Origin of the sequence: Hwangdonia seohaensis (genome assembly GCF_031932625.1) — a bacterium.
In the GTDB taxonomy this organism is placed as follows: Bacteria; Bacteroidota; Bacteroidia; order Flavobacteriales; family Flavobacteriaceae; genus Hwangdonia; species Hwangdonia seohaensis.
In genome coordinates, this window is sequence record NZ_JAVSCK010000002.1 from 453,900 (window position 1) to 473,451 (window position 19,552).

18 protein-coding genes are annotated in these 19,552 nt (G+C 33.8%); 11 read left to right on the forward strand and 7 right to left on the reverse strand.

What is annotated here, in order from left to right:
• Positions 1-80: 80 nt before the first annotated feature.
• The 3 genes from RNZ47_RS07240 to RNZ47_RS07250 form a co-directional block, all read right to left on the reverse strand.
• A complete protein-coding gene (locus RNZ47_RS07240; protein WP_311938269.1) occupies positions 81-1,487 on the reverse strand; it encodes a bifunctional UDP-3-O-[3-hydroxymyristoyl] N-acetylglucosamine deacetylase/3-hydroxyacyl-ACP dehydratase in 1,407 nt (468 codons plus the stop codon).
• Positions 1,478-2,500 (reverse strand): UDP-3-O-(3-hydroxymyristoyl)glucosamine N-acyltransferase, encoded by a 1,023-nt coding sequence (gene lpxD / locus RNZ47_RS07245; protein WP_311938276.1) that lies wholly within the window; start codon positions 2,498-2,500, stop codon positions 1,478-1,480. Before lpxD ends, RNZ47_RS07240 begins: the two co-directional genes overlap by 10 nt.
• 165 nt (positions 2,501-2,665) lie before the next feature.
• Positions 2,666-3,901: an HD domain-containing protein gene (locus RNZ47_RS07250; protein WP_311938284.1), complete on the reverse strand. Its 1,236-nt coding sequence runs from the start codon at positions 3,899-3,901 to the stop codon at positions 2,666-2,668.
• A 38-nt stretch (positions 3,902-3,939) separates the two neighbouring features.
• Here RNZ47_RS07250 and porX point away from each other — a divergent pair, with 38 nt between their 5' ends.
• The 4 genes from porX to RNZ47_RS07270 all read left to right on the forward strand — a co-directional run bounded on the left by porX (position 3,940) and on the right by RNZ47_RS07270 (position 6,822).
• A complete protein-coding gene (gene porX / locus RNZ47_RS07255; protein WP_311938286.1) occupies positions 3,940-5,493 on the forward strand; it encodes a T9SS response regulator signal transducer PorX in 1,554 nt (517 codons plus the stop codon).
• Between the two features lie 93 nt (positions 5,494-5,586).
• Positions 5,587-6,012 (forward strand): tRNA (adenosine(37)-N6)-threonylcarbamoyltransferase complex ATPase subunit type 1 TsaE, encoded by a 426-nt coding sequence (gene tsaE / locus RNZ47_RS07260; protein WP_311938287.1) that lies wholly within the window; start codon positions 5,587-5,589, stop codon positions 6,010-6,012.
• A 182-nt stretch (positions 6,013-6,194) separates the two neighbouring features.
• Entirely contained in the window at positions 6,195-6,338 is a 144-nt protein-coding gene (locus tag RNZ47_RS07265) for a hypothetical protein (RefSeq protein ID WP_311938294.1), read from the forward strand.
• The gene (locus RNZ47_RS07270; protein ID WP_311938300.1) at positions 6,301-6,822 is read left to right on the forward strand and encodes a hypothetical protein; all 522 of its coding nucleotides are present in this window, start codon (positions 6,301-6,303) and stop codon (positions 6,820-6,822) included. Before RNZ47_RS07265 ends, RNZ47_RS07270 begins: the two co-directional genes overlap by 38 nt.
• Here the strand turns inward: RNZ47_RS07270 and RNZ47_RS07275 are convergent.
• Positions 6,819-9,245 (reverse strand): TonB-dependent receptor domain-containing protein, encoded by a 2,427-nt coding sequence (locus RNZ47_RS07275; protein ID WP_311938306.1) that lies wholly within the window; start codon positions 9,243-9,245, stop codon positions 6,819-6,821. The two genes, RNZ47_RS07270 and RNZ47_RS07275, sit on opposite strands and share 4 nt — an antisense overlap.
• Positions 9,246-9,410: 165 nt before the next feature.
• Between RNZ47_RS07275 and RNZ47_RS07280 the strand changes: the two genes are divergently transcribed.
• The 4 genes from RNZ47_RS07280 (at position 9,411) to RNZ47_RS07295 (ending at position 12,746) form a co-directional block, all read left to right on the forward strand.
• Complete coding sequence (locus tag RNZ47_RS07280) at positions 9,411-10,610, forward strand: alanine dehydrogenase (RefSeq protein WP_311938308.1); 1,200 nt, start codon at positions 9,411-9,413, stop codon at positions 10,608-10,610.
• A gap of 37 nt (positions 10,611-10,647) precedes the next feature.
• On the forward strand, positions 10,648-11,001 hold the full coding sequence (locus tag RNZ47_RS07285; protein WP_311938309.1) for a hypothetical protein: 354 nt from the start codon (positions 10,648-10,650) through the stop codon (positions 10,999-11,001).
• Positions 10,995-11,588, forward strand: a complete 594-nt coding sequence (locus RNZ47_RS07290; protein ID WP_311938311.1) for a sugar transferase — start codon at positions 10,995-10,997, stop codon at positions 11,586-11,588. Before RNZ47_RS07285 ends, RNZ47_RS07290 begins: the two co-directional genes overlap by 7 nt.
• 99 nt (positions 11,589-11,687) lie before the next feature.
• Positions 11,688-12,746, forward strand: coding sequence for an SDR family NAD(P)-dependent oxidoreductase (locus tag RNZ47_RS07295; protein WP_311938313.1), 1,059 nt, complete (start codon positions 11,688-11,690; stop codon positions 12,744-12,746).
• On the opposite strand, the gene RNZ47_RS07300 is transcribed toward RNZ47_RS07295, so the two are convergent.
• A complete protein-coding gene (locus tag RNZ47_RS07300) occupies positions 12,747-13,925 on the reverse strand; it encodes a proline dehydrogenase family protein (protein ID WP_311938315.1) in 1,179 nt (392 codons plus the stop codon). It lies immediately after the preceding gene.
• 97 nt (positions 13,926-14,022) lie between these two features.
• On the opposite strand from RNZ47_RS07300, the gene aroB reads away from it, so the two are divergent.
• The 3 genes from aroB (at position 14,023) to RNZ47_RS07315 (ending at position 16,347) form a co-directional block, all read left to right on the forward strand.
• Positions 14,023-15,090, forward strand: a complete 1,068-nt coding sequence (gene aroB, locus RNZ47_RS07305; RefSeq protein ID WP_311938318.1) for a 3-dehydroquinate synthase — start codon at positions 14,023-14,025, stop codon at positions 15,088-15,090.
• Between the two features lie 65 nt (positions 15,091-15,155).
• A complete protein-coding gene (locus RNZ47_RS07310; RefSeq protein ID WP_311938324.1) occupies positions 15,156-15,455 on the forward strand; it encodes a hypothetical protein in 300 nt (99 codons plus the stop codon).
• 145 nt (positions 15,456-15,600) lie between these two features.
• Positions 15,601-16,347 carry a tyrosine-protein phosphatase gene (locus RNZ47_RS07315; protein ID WP_311938337.1) on the forward strand — a complete coding sequence of 249 codons (747 nt, stop codon included), beginning with the start codon at positions 15,601-15,603 and terminating at the stop codon, positions 16,345-16,347.
• Here the strand turns inward: RNZ47_RS07315 and RNZ47_RS07320 are convergent.
• Both RNZ47_RS07320 and RNZ47_RS07325 read right to left on the reverse strand, forming a co-directional pair.
• Entirely contained in the window at positions 16,344-18,716 is a 2,373-nt protein-coding gene (locus tag RNZ47_RS07320; RefSeq protein ID WP_311938351.1) for a GumC family protein, read from the reverse strand. The genes RNZ47_RS07315 and RNZ47_RS07320 overlap by 4 nt on opposite strands.
• A 4-nt stretch (positions 18,717-18,720) precedes the next feature.
• On the reverse strand, positions 18,721-19,527 hold the full coding sequence (locus tag RNZ47_RS07325) for a polysaccharide biosynthesis/export family protein (RefSeq protein ID WP_311938356.1): 807 nt from the start codon (positions 19,525-19,527) through the stop codon (positions 18,721-18,723).
• Between the last annotated feature and the right edge of the window lie 25 nt (positions 19,528-19,552).

Genomic DNA, 19,552 nt, shown 5'->3' on the forward strand with positions numbered 1-19,552 from the left:
ATTGATAAGTATGTAAAAATGTGTTCGCAATGTAATGTTTCTAGTTTAATTGAATATGAAAAACACTGCTGGTTTATTAGTTATTTAACTTTTGATATTTGAGCCATTAGTTCAGCTTCTGCACATAACTTTCCGTTAGCGTACGCATAACCTTGCATGTGGCAAATACCTCGGCGTATGGGTGATATTAAATCACATTTAAAAATTAAAGTGTCGCCCGGAGATACTTTTTGCTTAAACTTAACATTATCCATTTTCATAAAAAATGTCAAGTAATTTTCTGGGTCTGGTACCGTGTTTAAAACGAGTACGCCCCCTGTTTGTGCCATGGCTTCAACAATTAAAACACCAGGCATTACGGGAGCACCGGGAAAATGACCTTTAAAGAACTCTTCGTTCATGGTTACATTTTTAGTTGCGATAACATGATGGTCGGACAGTTCAAAAACCTTATCGATTAACAAAAATGGCTGCCTGTGCGGAAGCATTGCCATAATTTGGGTAACATCCATTAAAGGCGGTTGGTTCAAATCAATATTCGGCACATTATTACGACGTTCGTTTTTTATAATTTTAGACAATTTTTTTGCGAACTGTGTGTTTACAAAATGTCCGGGTTTATTGGCAATTACCTTACCTCGTATTCTTGTACCTACAAGAGCTAAATCGCCCAAAACATCAAGTAATTTATGTCTTGCGGCTTCGTTAGGATGATGTAGTGTAAGATTATCTAAAATACCATTTGGTTTTACGGCTATGTTGTCTTTTTTAAAGGCTACTCTTAATTTTTCCATTGTTTCGGGCGATAACTCTTTATCCACATAAACAATGGCGTTATTCAAATCACCACCTTTTATCAAACCATGCTCTAAAAGCATTTCAATTTCATGCAAGAAACTAAAGGTTCGCGAATCTGCAATATCTTCTTTAAAATCTGAAATGGTATTTAAAGTCGCGTTTTGAGTGCCTAAAACCTTAGTGCCAAAATCGACCATTGTCGTAATTTGATACTCTTTGGAAGGCATTACTAAAATCTCGCTGCCTGATTCTTCATCGGTATAAGAAATAACGTCTGTTACCACATATTCTTCCCTAAACGCATCCAACTCAACTATTCCTGCTTCCTCAATGGCTTCAACAAAAAACTTTGAAGACCCATCCATAATTGGGGGTTCAGATTCATTTAATTCAATAATAGCATTGTCGACATCCAATCCCACTAAAGCGGCAAGCACGTGCTCTGAGGTTTGTATAATAACACCGTTTTTTTCTAAACAGGTACCGCGTTGCGTATTGGTTACAAAGTTGGCATTTGCCTCAATAACTGGCGCACCTTCCAAATCGATACGCTTAAAAGCAAGTCCTGAATTGGCGGCAGCCGGTTTAAATGTTAAGGTTACATTTTTCCCGGTATGCAACCCCACCCCTTTTAAAGACACCTCGTTCTTTAAGGTTTTTTGTTTTATTTCTGTGTTAACTATTCCCATTTGCTTTTTTCTAAATCATTAATATTCCTAACAATTTTTGGTAAGTTTTTAAAGTGTACATAAGATTTGTTAAAATCTGCATAAGGTAAGGCCGGCGACCCTTGCAGGACTTCGTTATCTTTTACATTTCTACCAATTCCAGATTGTGCCTGTATTTTTACATTATTACCTATGGTAATATGGCCAACAATACCAACCTGCCCGCCTATTTGGCAATTTTCTCCAATTTTAGTAGATCCCGCAACTCCCGTTTGGGCAGCAATAACCGTGTTTTTACCAATCTCGACATTGTGCGCTATTTGAATTTGGTTATCCAACTTAACACCACTTCTTATAATGGTTGAACCCAAGGTTGCCCGGTCTATGGTGGTAGCCGCACCAACTTCTACGAAATCTTCAATAATCACATTTCCTATTTGTGGCACTTTATTATATTGGCCTTTTTCGGTTGGCGCATAACCAAAACCGTCTGCTCCAATGATTACCCCAGAATTAATAACACAATGTTTACCAATAATACAATCTGAATAAATTTTAGCTCCAGAAAATATAACGGTATAATCATCTATAACCACGTTATCGCCTATATAAGCGTTTGGGTATATTTTTACTTTACTTCCAATATTTACATTTTCTCCAATATATGAAAACGCGCCTACGTAAACATCTTCGCCATGTCTTGCGGAATCAGATATAAAAGCCGGACTTTCAATACCTGTTTTAACGTTTTTTATTTGATTGTAATACTCAAGTAATTTAGAAAAGGATTTATAAGCATCATCCACTTTAATCAATGTGGCATTAATCTCTACTTCCGGATCAAAAACCTTGTTTACTATAGCAATGGATGCCTTGGTGGAATATATGTATGATGTGTATTTTGGGTTAGCAAGAAACGTTAAGGAGCCTTCGGTACCTTCTTCAATCTTTGAAAGTCTTGACACTTCAACATCTGGGTTACCAACGACTTCGCCCTCTAATATATCTGCTATTTGCTGTGCTGTAAATTTCATCTGTTTGAAAGTAAATTGATTATTATGTCAGATGTAATTCGCATAGAGAAAATATTATTTGTATTTAATGTTTTGATTATGCTCATTTCACACTTTAAAATTTGTTGTTTTTTTGATTACCGCAAAAATAGGAAAAATGTGCTAAAGTTTTTCATGTGCCACCATCTATTGTTTTTTGGTTGCAATATGTTCTTTCGGATAACAGATATAGTATTTGGTTACCGGTTTTGATAAGGCTTTAAGGTTTAACTGATCGGAAGCCTTTACAATGTCTTGAATTTTACCTGACTTGTGCAATATGTTTATGTTTTGGTGCTTTAATTGATACGCCTGATTTGAAATACTTCCCGTAAACACAAAATAGGAGGCTTCTTCTTTTGAAATGGCGTACTTTTTAATTAATTTTTGAATGTGTTTTTCAAGCTTGCCTTTAATAACCAACTTGTTTTTCATTTTAATTTTCAATAAATCCCGGTTGATTATCATTTCGCATAAATTACGCAGCACAAAATCGTCGTGGTGTTGCCATTCTTTCATTGCCGAAATAATATCGTAATCATCCAATTGAGAGAATATGTTTAGGGTTTCTTCATTAAAATTTTCTATCGAAATTTCATGTTGCAAAAAATACTGAAGCGATTTACTGGCATTCAGCTTCACGCCTAAGCTCGTTAATTCTTTGGCGCGTTTTAAAACCCTTATCAATAATTGTTCGGCAACCAATCCTGTTTTGTGCAAATACACTTGCCAATACATCAGCCGTCTGGCAACTATAAATTTTTCAACACTATAAATGCCTTTTTCTTCAACAACCAACTCATCATTTACAACGTTTAACATGGTAATTAAGCGCTCGCTGTTTATGTTTCCCTCGGCTACACCGGTATAAAAACTATCGCGTTTCAAGTAATCGGCTCTATCCATATCCAATTGGCCCGAAATTAATTCGCACATAAAATTCCTGTGATATTCGCCTTTAAAAATTTTAATGGCCAACGTTAAATTTGAGTTAAATTCTTCGTTTAGCCGCTCCATAAAAAGCAACGAAATTTGCTCGTGCGACACATTGTTTACAATGCTGTGTTCCATGGCGTGAGAAAACGGCCCGTGCCCAATATCGTGCAATAAAATGGCAATGTAAAGCGCTTCTTCTTCAGCTTTCGAAATGGCAACCCCTTTAAAACGAAGTACATTAACCGCTTGTTGCATTAAATGCACACAGCCAATAGCGTGATGAAAACGCGTGTGATGTGCCCCGGGATACACCAAATAAGACATGCCCATTTGTGTAATTCTGCGCAAACGCTGAAAGTACTTGTGCTGTATTAAATCAAATATTAATGAATTTGGTATGGTAATAAAACCGTAAATTGGGTCGTTTAATATCTTAAGTTTGTTCAAACTTTACTTTTTAATTAAATATTTACAAATATAACTATATGAGCACAATAAATATACTATGGGTTGATGATGAAATTGATTTACTTAAACCACATATATTATTTTTAGAAAAGAAAAATTACAAAGTTACCACATGCAATAGCGGTACTGAGGCTATTGATATTTTAGATGATGTAAAGTTTGATATTGTTTTTTTAGATGAAAACATGCCTGGATTGACCGGTCTTGAAACCTTGAACGAAATTAAAGAAAAACAAGACAACCTTCCTGTAGTTATGATTACCAAAAGCGAAGAGGAATATATTATGGAAGAAGCTATTGGCAACAAAATAGCCGATTACTTGATTAAACCCGTTAACCCCAACCAAATATTATTGAGCCTAAAAAAGAATTTAGACCACTCCAGATTGATTTCAGAGAAAACAACCTCAAATTATCAACAAGAGTTTAGAAAAATAGCTATGGATTTGTCTATGGTTAATTCTTATGACGAATGGGTAAGCCTTTATCAAAAACTAATTTATTGGGAAATTCAATTGGAAGATATCGAAGACGCCGGTATGTTCGAGATTTTAGAATCCCAAAAAAATGAAGCAAACATTCAATTTGGCAAGTTTATAGAAAAAAAGTACACGGGTTGGTTTCAGCCAAATACAGAGGCGCCCGTAATGTCGCACACCTTGTTTAAGGAGAAAATCGCGCCACAGTTAAGCAAAGAACAACCAACGCTTCTGGTGGTTATCGATAATTTGCGGTACGACCAATGGAAGGTTTTCGAGCCCATCATTAATAATTATTACAAAAAAGAATCTGAAGATGCCTTTTTCAGTATTCTTCCAACCGCAACCCAGTATGCCAGAAATGCTATTTTCTCTGGGTTAATGCCAAGCGATATGGAAAAACTATTTCCTCAATATTGGAAAAACGATACCGATGATGGCGGTAAAAATCTTTTCGAAGCAGAATTTTTAGAAAGCCAAATGAAACGATTGGGCTTGAACCATTTAAATTACGAATACCATAAAATAACAAACCTAAAAACCGGTAAAAAATTGGTTGAAAACTTCAACTCATTAAAAAACAACGATTTAACGGTTTTGGTTTATAATTTTGTCGATATGCTATCACATTCCAAAACCGAAATGGAAGTGGTTAAGGAACTCGCATCAAACGATAAAGCATACAGATCACTGGCACTTAGCTGGTTTAAAAACTCACCCTTATTGGAAATGATTCAGCTCGCCCAACAACTTGGTTTTAAGCTTATGCTAACTACCGATCATGGTACGATTAATGTTAAAAATCCATCAAAAGTTGTTGGCGATAGAGACACCAGTTTAAACTTGCGCTATAAAACAGGAAGAAGCTTAACCTATGATGACAAAGATGTATTGGTGGCAAAAAACCCAAAAAACATCCATTTACCGTCTATAACCATGAGCAGTTCTTATATTTTTGCGAAAAGCGACTTGTTTTTCGCCTATCCGAATAACTACAATCACTACGTCAGTTATTTTAGAAATACCTATCAACACGGTGGTGTTTCGTTGGAAGAAATGATTATTCCATTCGTGGTCTTAAATCCAAAATAAAATCCATGTAATACCAAAAAAACCGACGAAATACATTATTGGTTAGGTTTTATTAAAAATTTTAGTTAACATTGCATTATAAAAATTTACACATTGAAAATCAGCTATGAGTTAAATGAAGTTAAAAACGTTGCAAAGAAAATAATTGAAAATGCAACTAGTAAAACTTTATTATTTTATGGTAATATGGGAGTTGGTAAAACAACGCTAATAAAAGCCTTAGTTAAAGCACTTGGTAGTGATGATGAAGTAAGCAGCCCAACCTTTTCAATTGTTAATGAATATCAAATTGATGACGGACTGATTTATCATTTCGATTTATATAGAATAAACGATATTGAAGAGGCTTATAATTTTGGTATAGAAGATTATTTAGATTCTGAACATTGGAAGTTAATTGAATGGCCAGAAAAAATTGAATCGGTTTTGTATGAAGATTTTAATACAATTCATATTGATTTTGACAACAGAAACAAAAGAATTTTAAAAATAAATATTAAAGCAGACAGTCTAAATTAAAGTATAATTTGAATAAAAAAATAACATAAACACTCTAAAATTTGAAGAATTACGGGAAACCCACAGCGTAAATTTTAAAAAACACGGTTTTTAACATAATTTTAACATTTAAGCACTTTCTTCAAGATAGTCATTAGTTACATTTGGATTAAATAATTAATTAATTTAAATCCCTTAAAAGAATGAAAACTAAAAAGTATTTAATGGCAATCGCAATTTTTGGAGGTATGTTATTCTTAGCCCAATCTGCTAATCAGTACAACCTTGATGCACAACAAACAGCAAAAATTGACAAAAGAAAGATTAAAGTTCCAACACACGGATAGAAAATCTTTAGTTATAGGTAGTATAATTGCAACACTAATAGCAATTACACCATTCCTATATACTTTATACAAAAGTGTTCCAGATGTAAAAACCTGGGACACTTTTTTTGGTATTTATGAGAGCAATTATTACGAAAGTATCCATGTGTTAGCATGGACTCTTATCACAAAGTTTATTCCTTTATTCTTGTTGTTTATATGGTTTTTTACTTGCAAACATTGGTGGTATCATACTTTATTGGTGCCAATTGCTATGTATGTATTCCAGATAATCCAAGTGTTTAATGACGATTTAATTTTTGCTGAAGAAAACCAAGTCATTTATTTATTACCTGTTATGGCAATAGTTATACCCTCAATTTATCTAATTAGAGCACGAATATTCAATAAAATAAATGAGGCCAATAAATCTTTAGAAGAACTAGAGGATGAATTTAAAATATCTCCCAAAAACTTTTGGGCCAAAATAAAACAGTATTTTTAATTGGTTATGTTGCCCAATCTGTCACGTTCGTCTAATATTATTTCTTTTTTATTGGTACGCAGTCTAAAGTTTCCAAACTTATAGTTGAACCCAAAAGTAAACAACCGGTTTTCCATTCGAGATTTAAAAAACACATCTTGATTTAAATATCTTGTTGTTTGCGTAAAGTTTTGTGTATTGAATATATCTGTAACACCAATGCTTACAGATGCCCTATTATTCCATAATGTTTTTCTTAAATTAACATCAAAACCCGATCTGGCACTTACAAGTGATGCACCGCCTGCAATAGGAGAAATATGTAAATAAGAAACATCTGCCGTTAAACTATTATCTTCTAAAAAAGAAAAGTAATTAATAATTTGAGCATATACAGACCATTTGTCTACAGATAGCAACTCATTAGCGCTTTCAAGCGCAAAAAACTGGTTTTCATAATAAAATAACGAAGATAGCACATACAAATTCCAACGTGGCAGCACTTCAGTATATGTTGTAAAATCCAGTCCGTAAGAAATACTACTATCTATATTGGCATTAATATACTTTAATATATAATTATCATTGTCCTGAAATACGATTTCATACGTGGGATTTTTTTCAAATGTATAATACACTTCAAAAGTGTATTTATTTTTTAAAGTATAGCCTAAAGTAAATGTATTGTCAATCTGTGGTTTTAAATACGGGTCTCCAGTTGTATAAGCATTATCATTTAAAAAGTATTTAAATGGATTTAGCTGGCTATATCTGGGTCTGTGGATGCGTTTATTATAATTAAAATAAATCTCGTTATTATCATTCAGTTTGTTTAAAATATGGAACGACGGGAAAAACTTAACATAGTTATTGTCATTCTTTTGATTTGTGGATATCGAAGTCCCTTCAATGTTTGTAAACTCAACCCTAAGACCAGATTTTAAACTCCATGCCTCCCAATCTTTCGAGTAACTGGTGTAAGCCGCATAGTTTAATTCATCGTATAAAAACGTATCCGAGTTTTGTACGTCTTCAGTTTTTACACCGTTTTCAAAAGCAAACTGATTTAAAATACTTTCGGAATTGATATTGGATATTTTAGCTCCAGCTTCAAAATGTGCAGAGGCGCTAATGGGCAACTCGTAATCAACTTGCCCCGTATTTAGTTTTATTTCTTGACTGGAATATGTTTGAAACTTATTGTTCCTAAATGCCGTGCTATTATTTGGCAAAAAATAACCGGTATTCACATCTTGAAAATCAGAAAAATCATAATCGGTATAATGTAAGCTGACAGACAGCTTCTCTCCTGCCCTTTTAAATTTATGAATATAATCTAAGTTAAAAGCAAGGTTAAAAGTTTCGTTTACTTTGTTATTTGATGTATTAAAAGTTGAATCCAGTACTTTGGAAATATGATAAACTTCGGTTAATGAGTTTATGTTTGTTTTACTGGCTTTTCTCGGCGCCATTAAAATATTTGCTGAAAACCCTAAACTGTTATTTTCGTTAAAATCGTAATCCAAATTGGCGTTTATATTTTGATTTGCAGATTTTCGACTTCTTTTAAAATCGGTTTCCCAACTCGTGTTATCTGAAAAATTTAACGATTCGTTGTTATGCCTAAAATCTTCCCTCGGATTTAAACTGTAATTGAAATACGTACTTAGTTTTTTAGTTTTAAAAAAATGGTTTGTGCCCAATGCATATTTTGGAAATTCCGAACCTTGTTTATAATTCCCAAAAACACTGCCGTTATACCCAGCAATAATGTTTTTACTGGTTTTGATATTAAGTACGGCTCCGCCTTCTGCTTCGTATTTTGCCGGTGGGTTTGTAATAACCTCGATAGATTTAACGTTGGTTGCCGATGTGCCCTCTAATAGTTGCTGAATTTCATTTGACGACAAATGGACTTTTCTATCATTTATATAAACCGTGGGAGTAGCGTTTTTAATTGTAATACCACCATCATGCACCAATACACCCGGAGTATGTTTTAAAACATCCAAAACATTGGTGTTTGACAAAGTAGAGTTTTCCACATCAAAAACTAAGCGGTCAACCAGCCTTTTTATTGTTGGTCTTTTGGCAATAACAGTAACATCGTCCAGCGCCTCTAGGTTTTCTTCTAAAACAATGGTTTTTAATATAGTATCCTCATTAATCTCAACAGTTATCGAGTTTGATTTATAGCCTAAAAAGCTAACCTTAAAGGTGTAATTTCCAGCTTTTAAATTGTTAATTGTAAAAGCTCCATTTTCATCGGTTGAGGTGCCGGTAACAATATCTTTTAGCGCTTCTGAATTTTCAGTAACAACGACATTAGCATAGGCGATTGGGGCGTTTTTATCATCTTTAACAAATCCGTTTACGCTAAAATCTTGGGAAAAACAGGAAATAGAAAAAATAAATAAAAGGAAATGAGTAGGTTTTAAAATCATAGTCTATCTAAAACACAAACATAAAATAATTATACTAAATAGAGATGGGGCAAATCCACATTAATTCCAAAATTTTTTCTTACAGAAATTATAAAATAATATTCTTCTCTATGTAAAGCAATCAGAAATTATTCGTAATTTCATTTTTATTTAACAAACCAAACCATGTCAAAATACTTGTCACCTTTTACTAAACAACAACTTTTGCCTCAAGAGGAAATGCTTGAAATCAAAAAACGAAAAGGTAAACTTTTTATTGGAATCCCAAAAGAAACAGCTTATCAGGAAAAAAGAGTCTGTTTAACACCAGATGCCGTTTCTGCACTTGTTTATAACGGGCATCAGGTTTTAATGGAGTCTGGAGCTGGTGAAGGCGCCAATTTTAGCGATAAGGATTATAGTGAAGCAGGTGCGGAAATAACAAAAGATACGGCTAAGGTTTTTTCGTGCCCCATGATTTTAAAAGTAGAACCACCAAGCCTGGAGCAAATAAAATTAATTAACCCACAAACCATATTAATATCTGCTTTACAGCTTAAAACTCAAGAAAAAACATACTTCGAAGCCTTGGCGTCAAAGCGTATTACGGCCTTGGCCTTTGAGTTTATTAGAGACGCAGACGGTACCTATCCTGCCGTTAGGTCATTAAGTGAAATTGCAGGTACGGCATCTACCTTAATTGCCGCCGAATTACTATCTAATAGTACAGATGGCAATGGGTTAATGTTTGGTAACATTAGTGGTGTTCCGCCCGTTGAAGTAGTTATTCTCGGTGCGGGAACCGTAGGCGAATTTGCCGCCAGAAGCGCTATTGGTTTAGGCGCCAATGTAAAAATATTCGATAATTCCATTACAAAATTAAGAAGCATTCAAACCAATCTTGGACGCCCGCTTTTTACTTCAACTTTACAACCAAAAAACCTAACCAAAGCCTTAAAACGATGCGATGTTGCTATTGGTGCAGTACGCGGAAAAAACCGATCGCCTATTTTGGTTACCGAAGCTATGGTGCAACACATGAAAAAAGGCGCCGTAATAATTGATGTTAGTATTGATATGGGCGGTTGCTTTGAAACCAGTGAGGTTACTACACACAAAAAGCCAACATTTATAAAGCATAACGTGGTACACTATTGTGTGCCAAATATACCTGCAAAATACTCCCGAACCGCTTCCGTTTCAATAAGCAACATTTTTACACCTTATTTGTTAAAAATAGCCGAAGAAGGCGGTATTGAAAATTCTCTAAGATTTGATAGAGGTTTAAAAAATGGATTGTATTTTTACCACGGGATTTTAACCAGCAAACCTGTTGGCGAATGGTTCGATTTAAAGTATAGCGATATTAATTTGCTCATATTTTAGAACCAGCTTTCCTTATTAAACGTTATTTTTTAGGTATATGAAATTAATACAGCGTATTGGCTACTATTTGGGCGGCTTCTCAATAGGGTTAATTATTTTGGCTTTTTTTTTAAACGGTAAAAAGGTGTCTTGCGATTATGGACCAGATGCCAGGGTTTTAAAAAACATCAATTCAAAAGTTATAAAATATAATGATGATACCATTAATGATAGTATCGCCATACGTTATGTTTTAAAAAAGGGTGATATTAATTTTTCTAAAAGCGAAACACGGCAAAAACCATGTGGTATTTATGTGATAGAAGGCGATTATAACGAAAAGGAAATTATTCTAACCGTTGAAAATTGCGATAGCACTGCCACAGTAACTAACGTGAAAACAGTATGGTAAAACGCGTTTTCGATTTGGTTTTTTCCTTTATAGGATTACTACTCCTCGCTCCTTTTCTCATATTAATTGCCATTTTAATCAAAGTTGATTCTAAAGGTCCCGTTTTGTTTATTCAGAATCGGGTTGGTAAAAACAATGTCGATTTTAACATTTTTAAGTTTAGAACGATGCATGTTAAGTCCGAAAAAAAGGGATTGTTAACGTTGGGCAATCATGATTCGCGTATCACCAAAATCGGCTATTTTTTACGACGTTATAAAATCGATGAATTCCCTCAACTTATAAATATTTTAAAGGGCGATATGAGTTTTGTTGGTCCAAGACCGGAATTGCGTTATTATGTAAATTTTTATAACGATGATGACATGAGAATTTTTAAAGTCAGACCGGGCATTACGGGATTGGCATCGTTAAAATACAGAAACGAAGTTGAGCTTTTAAAAGCTGCCGAAAATCCCGAGGAATTTTTTATTAAAACCATAATTCCTGATAAATTACGGTTTAATAAAATGTATATTGAAAAGCGCAATTTCTTTTTTGACTTAAAACTGATTTTCTTAACGGTAATAAAAGTAATTACAAAATAGAATGGTTTTTATTTACTATTTGTTATAAAGACTAAATATTCCTATTTTGCACATGTGAATTTTATATAAAAGCCTATATTTCACCGAAGTTAATAGCCCATGGATGCGTCAGTCTCAAATCATATTCAACAATTAATTAACGATTCCGGTTTACTTCATTTAAAGAATAATTCTAAAAAAAACTATCGCAGCTTAGATTTTTCAAACGACACTATTTTAATTACAGGTGCAGCAGGTTCTATAGGTAGCGAGCTTTCAAAACAACTCATACATTGCCGTTACAAAAAACTTATTTTAGTTGATATAGCCGAATCGCCGCTTTACGAACTTCAACAAGAATTAGAGGGCGATACAGATGATGTAGAATTTATATTACTAAACATAACCGATAAAGCATCTCTGGATTATCTTTTTAAAACACACCAACCAACACTGGTTTTTCATACCGCAGCGTACAAACATGTGCCATTAATGGAATGTATTCCTTATGAAGCCGTGAAGCTCAATATTATTGGCACGAAACTTTTGGCAGATTTATCCATTGTGCACGAGGTTAAAAAATTCGTTTTTATTTCTACCGATAAAGCCGTTAATCCCATAAGTGCTATGGGAATGACAAAGCGTATTGCCGAACGCTACTTATTGCATTTGAACAATCCGGACCAAACTAAATTCATCATCACACGGTTTGGAAATATATTTGGTTCAAGTGGTTCGGTTGTGCCTTTATTTATAAATCAAATTCATTCAGGAAAACCGTTAACCGTTACCAATAAAGACATTTCCCGCTATTTTATCTGTAAACATAAAGCGTGTAATTTGATATTGGAAATAGCAACTTTTAAAGATTTTAAGCCTTCTGTTTTTACTTTTAACATGGGAACGCCAATTAAAATAATGGATTTAGCGAAAGCCTTAACGACATTTTATAGCGAAGACATAGCTATTAAAATCACAAAAATTCGCCCTGGTGAAAAACTGCATGAGGAGATAGTAACGAAAAATGAAACATTGATGCCCACACCGCACAAAGATATTATGCGTGTGAAAAGCAAAAATGGAGAGCTTACAAAAGCAATGGATATTGATGAATTATTGGAAATTTCACCTTATAATTCACTTTCAGAAATTAAAGCAATTCTTGAAAAGTATATGTGATTATTTTTGTTTTCTACGTTTCTTCTCTTTGGCCAATAAATTAAGTTCTCTACTGGTTTGTCCGGCAACCGATGTGTTTTCTTCGGCACGTCTAATCAAATAGGGCATCACATCTCTTACTGGGCCAAAAGGCATGTACTTTGCTACGTTATAGCCTCTGTCTGCCAAATTATAACTAATATGGTCGCTCATCCCGTATAACTGTCCAAACCAAACACGCGGATCGTTATTTTCCAAACCGTGTTCTTGCATGAGTTGCATTAATAAATACGAGCTCTCTTCGTTGTGCGTTCCAGAGAACAGAGAAATGTCATTTAAGTTATCTAAAATATATCTTAGGCCTTCATCAAAATTGGTATCGGTTGCTTTTTTATTTTCGCAAATAGGTGATACATACCCTTTTTCTTCCGCACGGTCATTTTCTTTTTCCATGTAAGCGCCACGTACCAATTTATAGCCCAAATAAAACCCCTCTTTTTTTGCCAAGGCATGTTGTTGTTTTAAAAAGTCCAATCTATCGTGCCTGTACATTTGTAAGGTATTAAAAACAATAGACTTTTCGGTATTGTACTTTCGCATCATTTGTGTAATCAAATCATCGGCGGCATCTTGCATCCAACTTTCTTCGGCATCAATTAAAATAGCAATGTCATTTTCCTTGGATTTTTTACAAACAGCATCGTATCTGTTCACTACCCTTTCCCATTCTTCTTGTTCCTTTTCTGTTAAAGCTTCGCCTTTGCTTAATTTTTCATATAAATAAAACCGACCAAAACCAGTTGGCTTAAACACCGCAATTGGAATCGCATCAATTTCCTTTGCGAAATCTATAATTTTTAGAACCACCTTTAATGCCGCATCAAATTGGGTTACATTTTCTTTGCCTTCAACAGAATAATCAAGAACGGAGCTCACTCCTTTTTCATACATTCTATCTATAACGGGTAAGCAATCATCTTCGTTTACACCACCGCAAAAATGGTCGAATACCGTAGAGCGGATAAGCCCTTCGATGGGCAGATGTGCCTTTATTGCAAAGTTGGTTGCTGCGGTTCCTATTTTTACCAAAGGCTCGATAGAAATCATTTTAAACAAAAAATAGGCGCGCTCTAACTCAGAGTCACTTTTAAGCGCGAAAGCTATTTCGGTATTTTCAAAAATAGGGTCGACTTTTTGCATAATCAATAAAATTTTGCACAAATATAATTAAGAGTTCGTTATCATTTTATATAAAAACTCCTTAATTTCACTGCTTTAATTAACCGTATTATTTTTTATGAATTCGATTACAGCAAATGATTCTACAATTTATTTCAATGAAGCATGTTACATCTCACTGAATGAGCATCTTAAAAAAAATAATTTTTCCATAATTTTTATTTTGGTAGATGAGAATACGCATGAGCATTGCTTGCCAAATTTTTTAGCAAAACTTGAAACTAATGCCGTTATTGAAATTATAGAGATAGAAGCTGGCGAGGAACATAAAACCATAGATACTTGTACTGGCGTTTGGGATACGCTTTCTGAATTAAATGCCGACAGGAAAAGTTTACTTATAAATGTTGGCGGTGGCGTGGTTACGGATTTAGGCGGTTTTGTGGCATCTACTTTTAAAAGAGGGATTGCCTATATTAATGTGCCGACCTCTTTACTATCCATGGTTGACGCCTCTGTTGGCGGTAAAACCGGTGTGGATTTAGGACATTTAAAAAACCAAATTGGCGTAATTAGCACACCCGATTTGGTACTGATTGATACGGCTTTTTTGCAAACACTGCCACAAAACCAAATGCGGTCCGGTTTGGCCGAAATGCTAAAACACGGTTTAATTAGTGATGAAAAATATTGGAATAAATTTAAGGATTTATCAAAGTTATCGGTTGACAATTTAGACGAATTGATTTACGAATCGGTTATCATTAAAAAGAATGTAGTTGAAGAAGATCCTTTTGAAAATGGCCTTAGAAAAACATTGAATTTCGGTCATACTCTTGGTCACGCCATAGAATCTTATTTTTTAAGCAATCCCAATAAAAAAGAATTATTGCACGGTGAGGCCATTATTGTTGGAATGATTTTAGCGAGTTATATTTCCACGGAATTAGTTGGTTTTCCAAGACAAACCACCGAGGAAATCAAAACCCTATTTTTAAGTTTTTACGAAAAAGTAGACATTGATAAGAGCGAGCATCAAAGCATTATAGACTTATTAAAATACGACAAGAAAAACAACCACGGCAATATAAACTTTGTGTTGCTTGAAAAAATTGGCGTACCTAAAATTGATTGTTTAGTGGATGATGCTATTATAATTGATGCTTTTGAATTTTATGCGAGTTAAATATATTTTTTTGTAATTTTATAACTATTGCAACTTAATTTAATTATCAATTAAATTTTTTAATTATGAAAAGGATTATAGTTGATTACAAAAAACTAACTCCGGAAGTTTTAAATCTTTTGACTGAAAAATTTCCAGATGGCTACGGAGACGACGACATTATTACTTTTGATAACCACAGAAACGAAATAATTGAAGCCATTGAAGTTAAAACACCAGATGCTATTTATTTAGTAAAAGTGAGCAGTAAACTGCATTACACGATGACTAATTTTGATAACGATAATATTGAGGTGGACGATTTAGGCAATGTTATAATTGATGATGCGATTGAACCAACTATCTTTGAAGACGAAGAGGAATAAACCACCTCTGGGTCAGCACACGAGGTATTAAAACTCCAAAATCACAAAAACTAAATTCAAAAAAAAGAACGCAGATATAAGCGTTGAAGTATTAAATTTTAATAATTAAACCCCATTTTCTTTTTAAACAAACCTACTTTAAATCATGTTCCATTTTTTTTCTAAAAAAGTATTCCTTAAAGATTTATTAGAAGGTTTTGTTGATATACATTCCCATATTTTACCGGGAATAGACGACGGCGCAAAAGATACTTCAGAATCCAAAGAATTAATTAAAGGCTTGCAAGCTTTGGGCGTTAAGCAATTTATGCCCACGCCCCATGTGATGCAGGATTTTTATCCAAATACGGATGAAACTATTGGTGATGCTTATCAGAAATTATTGAGCGCCTTGGATCCTAAATTACTTTCTGAAATTACAATCAATCCTGCTGCAGAATATATGTTGGATGATAATTTTCAAAAGCAATTAGAAACCCAGGAACTATTTACGCTCAAGGGAAACTATTTGCTAATTGAGATGTCTTATTTTCAGCCACCGATTAATTTGGAAGAAATCATTTTTAAAATCAAAAGCAAGGGTTATCTGCCTATATTGGCACATCCGGAGCGCTATTCGTTTTATCACGACACCAAAGATTATTATTTAAAATTGAAACAGTTAGGGTGTTTTTTTCAACTGAACCTATTGTCGTTAAGTGACCATTATGGCAAAAATGTAGAGAAAACAGCACATTATTTAATTGAAGAACAGCTGATAGATTTCGTAGCAACGGACACCCACAATGCTTTTCATATAAAAAAGCTTTCCAACTTAACTCTTAACAAGAATTTAGCTAAAAAGCTTTCTGATATTATTGAGAAAACATGTAAAACGTTTTCGGTAATTTAAGCTCGTTTTCTAAAAAAACCTTTCTTTTCCTTAGCACCGTAGTAGCCGTATTGCGCACCGTAGCCAAAGTTGGACTGTTTCACATCGTTAACTACAAGCATCATGCCGTTAAGTTTCCTTTCTGCGTGTAATTCCTTGGCAAAGTTTAAGATGCGTTTTTCGGTATAGCCCGCACGTGTTAAGTAAATAGTGTGTCCTGCATATTGGCTAAACAATAACGTATCGGTCACTAACATAGCTGGAGCTGTATCAACGATAACATAATCGTATTGTTCTGAAACCTCGTCAAATAGTGGCTTCATCCTATCACTCATCAATAATTCTGCAGGATTTGGTGGTACTTTACCCGATAATAAAATATCAACTTTATTACCATTTATTTCATATGTGTTTATGGCTTCATTGGTAGTTACAGATTTATCAACCAGATATTCTGTTAGTCCAACTTTTGCCAAATCGTCTTTCTTTTTTCCTTCAAGCCCCATAAGTAATTTAGGATTCCTAATATCGGCACCTATTAACAATACCTTCTTATTGGTATTAGCAAGTGTAAGTGCCATATTCATACTAAAAAAAGATTTTCCTTCACCATTGATGGTGGATGTAACAAAAACCACATTATTATAATTATCTACTTTTCTTGATCGTTTAATGTAATCAAAATTTGTTCTTATTATTCTAAATGATTCGGATAGTATAGAACGGTCATTTCTTTCAACTAAAACCTTATTGGCTTTTATCTTAGGAATTTCACCTAAAATTGTAATGTTATTTACGTCTCTTTTTAAATCTTCTTTGTTATGTATTCTTGTATCTAATAAGTCTGAAACATAAATAACCCCAAATGGCAATAGAAACCCTAGAAACATGGCGCCAATATAAATCATTTTGGTATCTGGGAAAACTGGCTTACCAATGGCATAGGCACTATCTATAACTTTTAAATTTGGTGATGTAGATGTTTGGGAAATTATAGCTTCTTCTCTTTTTTGTAATAAGTATAAGTAAATGGACTCCTTAATGCCTTGTTTGCGTTCAATAGAGCGCAATTTACTTTGTTGACCAGGAACAGCGGTTATTTTAGAATTAATCCTGTTAGATTGATTCTCTAAACTGTTAAGTTGAATTCTATAAGATTTCTTTGAGTTTTCTACGCTATTCTTTAAATCTTGTTTAATCCCGTTTAAAGATTGCTCAAACTGAATAACCGTTTGATTTTTTTTGCCTGCACCAATCTCCAAAAGCGTTTTACGTCTTTGAATTAATTCGTTATACTTTAAAGATAGTGCACTAATAGAAGGGTCTCCCGCACCCAAGTTAGACGGTATGGCATCGAAAGAATCGTCGTTTAATGATTCGCTAACAGAGTTAAGCAAACGCATTTGGGTCATAGCCGCATCCAATTGTTGTTCGTTTTGCGCGCTGGTTGACATAAATAATCCGGCTTCAGATGCTACATCAGTTATTTTATTACCAGTTTTAAATCTTACAATGCTACTGTCTACACTCATTAAATCTTCTGCAATTAACTCAACACGCTCATCTATTAATTTTGCGGTATTTATAGATTTAAGGTTCTTTTTTTCTAAGGTTGAAATATTATACTGTTCTATGAGAAAGTCCAAAATTTCCATAGCCTTTGACTGAACCGGATCGGTTATTCTAATTATAAGCACCTTTGAGGATTTTGAATAAGGTTCAATTGAAATCTTTCTTTTTAGTCTAGCTGAAACTGATTCAACCGGTGTTAATTTTACTCTAATAGATTTGCCAACATATTTTTTTACATTGGTTTTTGGTGTAATGATCATCCCTTCAAAAGGTGTTGGTATTGTTTCGCCAAAATCAACTTTTTTAGGAGTATCATCTTCTGAAACCCTATAGTTAAATTCTGTCTCAGAGGTTATATCGATAAAAAAATTATAGCTGGTTTTGCTTATAATAGAATCCGTTGCAATAAAGTCAATCGTTATTGGTGAGCTTTTATATAATTCAGACTCGTATATTCTTCCTCTTGTAAAATACTGGACGTTCAAACCTAGGCTTTTTACAATATTCTGCATAAAGCTTCTAGAAGCAATCACTTGAATTTCATCTTCAACTGCAGCCTCTTCCTTTTCTACGAATATTGAAAGATCCTTAAAGGCACCCGCTCCCGAACTTCCCTCAGAATCACTTGTTATCATGATTTTTGAATATGCAGCGTATTCAGGTGTTGTGTACCTAAGATATATAAATGCTGAAAAAAGAAAAATCAATATACTTAGTAAAAACCATTTCCATTGTTTTACGTATATGGAAATTGTTTTTTTTAAATTAAATCCTTCAGAATCAATTTCGTTATCAATTTTATTATCATTTGTAATCATAAAATCAGTTTCTTCGAGTTACAAAAATAAGTGCTGTGGTTAAAATAAAGGAGGTAATGCTAATAATTGTGCCTATTCTAGTATCTCCAGAAGCAGAACTAACAGCTGAATTGTTCGGTTCAACATACACAATATCATTTTGAGTTAAATAATATACCGGAGAATTAAAAACTTCCTTTGTTGTTAAATCTATATAAGTTATAGTTTTCGTGCCATTAAAATCTCGAATTACCATAACATTGTCCCTTCTCCCTTTTATGGTTAAGTCGCCCGCCATACCTAATGCTTCTATTATAGATACACGCTCACCGGTTATTGGATAAACCCCGGGAGACCTAACTTCTCCAGAAATAGTAACTCTAAAGTTTAGAACCCGCATTATTATTACCGGATCAGTAAGCAATTCGCCTTGAGCAAATTTTTCTTTAAATAGGTTTTTGGCCTCTTCAATGGTTAAGCCCACCAACTTTACTTTACCGAGTACAGGAAAATCAATATTGCCATCAACATCTATAAGATAATCTACGAAATTAGCGGAACCGGAACCTCCTTGCCTTACTAAATTAAAAGGTGTTGCTGGATCTATAATGGTGCCTTCAGGGGTAGTAGCTGTCATAACAGAGACATAAATGCTCACTATGTCCCCTATTTTTAGCTTTGCTCTAAACGTGTCCGTATCTACTATGGTCTCGAAGTTTTTTGCGTTTTGAAAATAAACAATTTCTTTTTTTCCAACGCAAGAAGACAAAAATACAGATACAATTATAAAGCCAATTATCTTTAGGTTATTTTTTAACTTAGATATTATCATTTTAATTTAAATTTGGGGTGTAAGC

Coding starts and splice junctions, on each gene's coding strand:
- RNZ47_RS07315 (WP_311938337.1), top strand. CDS start 15,601: ATGTTCCATTTTTTTTCTAAAAAAGTATTCCTTAAAGATTTATTAGAA.
- aroB (WP_311938318.1), top strand. CDS start 14,023: ATGAATTCGATTACAGCAAATGATTCTACAATTTATTTCAATGAAGCA.
- RNZ47_RS07285 (WP_311938309.1), top strand. CDS start 10,648: ATGAAATTAATACAGCGTATTGGCTACTATTTGGGCGGCTTCTCAATA.
- RNZ47_RS07290 (WP_311938311.1), top strand. CDS start 10,995: ATGGTAAAACGCGTTTTCGATTTGGTTTTTTCCTTTATAGGATTACTA.
- RNZ47_RS07265 (WP_311938294.1), top strand. CDS start 6,195: ATGAAAACTAAAAAGTATTTAATGGCAATCGCAATTTTTGGAGGTATG.
- RNZ47_RS07275 (WP_311938306.1), bottom strand. CDS start 9,245: ATGATTTTAAAACCTACTCATTTCCTTTTATTTATTTTTTCTATTTCC.
- RNZ47_RS07295 (WP_311938313.1), top strand. CDS start 11,688: ATGGATGCGTCAGTCTCAAATCATATTCAACAATTAATTAACGATTCC.
- porX (WP_311938286.1), top strand. CDS start 3,940: ATGAGCACAATAAATATACTATGGGTTGATGATGAAATTGATTTACTT.
- RNZ47_RS07280 (WP_311938308.1), top strand. CDS start 9,411: ATGTCAAAATACTTGTCACCTTTTACTAAACAACAACTTTTGCCTCAA.
- RNZ47_RS07240 (WP_311938269.1), bottom strand. CDS start 1,487: ATGGGAATAGTTAACACAGAAATAAAACAAAAAACCTTAAAGAACGAG.
- lpxD (WP_311938276.1), bottom strand. CDS start 2,500: ATGAAATTTACAGCACAGCAAATAGCAGATATATTAGAGGGCGAAGTC.
- RNZ47_RS07325 (WP_311938356.1), bottom strand. CDS start 19,527: ATGATAATATCTAAGTTAAAAAATAACCTAAAGATAATTGGCTTTATA.
- RNZ47_RS07320 (WP_311938351.1), bottom strand. CDS start 18,716: ATGATTACAAATGATAATAAAATTGATAACGAAATTGATTCTGAAGGA.
- RNZ47_RS07310 (WP_311938324.1), top strand. CDS start 15,156: ATGAAAAGGATTATAGTTGATTACAAAAAACTAACTCCGGAAGTTTTA.
- RNZ47_RS07300 (WP_311938315.1), bottom strand. CDS start 13,925: ATGCAAAAAGTCGACCCTATTTTTGAAAATACCGAAATAGCTTTCGCG.